Below are 1,578 nucleotides of genomic sequence, written 5' to 3' on the forward strand. Positions count from 1 at the left end.
CGATACTGTTGAAAAACTCGGCATTGCTGAGGCTTGCCTGTCGTGATTCAATCGTCGCATTGATTTGCGGAGGGTTGAGCGATGATGGGATGCCAGACGGTTCCGATGCAGCTCTTCTATGATTTCTGCCTCGATGAGCACGTGCCTGCGGACCATTTGCTGCGCGGGATTGATCATCACCTCGACCTCGATAGTGTTCGGGCACAGTTGAAGCCGTTCTACAGTAGCACTGGCCGTCCTTCGGTCGACCCTGAGCTGATGATGCGGATGCTGATCATCGGCTACAGCATGGGTATCCGCTCAGAGCGGCGGCTTTGCGAGGAGGTTCATCTCAATCTCGCATATCGCTGGTTTTGCCGCCTTGGCCTGGACGGAAAGGTACCGGACCATTCCAGCTTCTCGAAGAACCGTCATGGGCGGTTTCGCCAGAGCGATATCCTGCGTCACCTGTTTGAGACCGTGGTGGAACGGTGCCTTTCCCAAGGACTGGTGGGAGCAGAAGGCTTTGCTGTCGATGCCAGCCTGATCGCGGCGGACGCCAACAAGCAGCGTTCGGTGCCGGGTGCTGAATGGGAGGCCAAAGAAGATGCTGGCCGCTCGGTTCAAGAGTATCTCGCGGTTCTGGATGATGCAGCTTTTGGCGCGGCTTCGGCGGTAACACCGAAGTTCATCTCTCGGTCCGACCCGGCAGCGCAATGGACGGGTGCCCATAAGGGGCATGCATTCTTCGCTTACGCCACCAATTATCTGATCGATACCGATCATGGCGTCATCCTTGATGTGGAGGCGACGCGGGCGATCCGTCAGGCTGAGGTTGGGGCGTCGCGCACCATGATCGATAGAACCGAGAGCCGTTTCGGCTTGAAGCCAGGCTATCTCGCCGCCGACAGCGCTTATGGCTCTGCCGATAATTTGGCTTGGCTGGTCAAGGAAAGGAACATCGCGCCGCATATTCCAGTCTTTGACAAATCCAACCGGACGGATGGGACGTTCTCTCGTTCGGACTTCAAATGGGACGGTGAGAATGATCGCTACATCTGCCCGAAAGGCAAGGAGCTAAAGCAATTCCACCGAACCTATCAAACGCCCAGATCAGGGATCACGAGCGAAGGCACGCGGCTTTATCGCGCTCGAAACGGTGATTGTAATGCCTGTGAGTTGAAGCAGTGGTGCTGTCCAAATACACCCGCTCGCAAGGTGCCGCGCGATCTCAACGAAGATGCCCGCGATGTAGCGAGAGCAATTGCTGCCACGCCGGAATATGAGCACTCCCGGCATCGTCGCAAGAAGGTCGAGATGCTCTTCGCTCACCTCAAGCGAATTCTTCGAATGGCGCGTTTGAGGCTACGAGGTCCTTGCGGTGCGCGAGACGAATTCCTGCTTGCCGCAACCGCACAAAATCTGCGGAGGCTTGCAAAACTCAGGCCTCAGAGGCGGTCATACGGCGTTACTGCTGCATGAGAGCGGCATAGATCGATACCCTGCGCTGAGGCGCGGGGCAGAAAGCGATACCTACTTCGCCCAAAAGACCCAAACGGGCGGATGATCGGCAAATCCATCGAGTTTTTCAACGAAATC

Annotated in this window: 1 protein-coding gene; it reads left to right on the forward strand. The window is 56.7% G+C overall.

Annotated elements, in window-relative coordinates; all coding sequences use genetic code 11:
• Positions 1-81 precede the first annotated feature (81 nt).
• Positions 82-1,461 carry a transposase gene (locus CPY51_RS06325; protein ID WP_111159447.1) on the forward strand — a complete coding sequence of 460 codons (1,380 nt, stop codon included), beginning with the start codon at positions 82-84 and terminating at the stop codon, positions 1,459-1,461.
• The last annotated feature ends 117 nt before the right edge of the window (positions 1,462-1,578 follow it).

This window comes from Arminella tubonensis (genome assembly GCF_003240585.1).
GTDB lineage: Bacteria > Pseudomonadota > Alphaproteobacteria > Rhizobiales > Rhizobiaceae > Rhizobium > Rhizobium tubonense.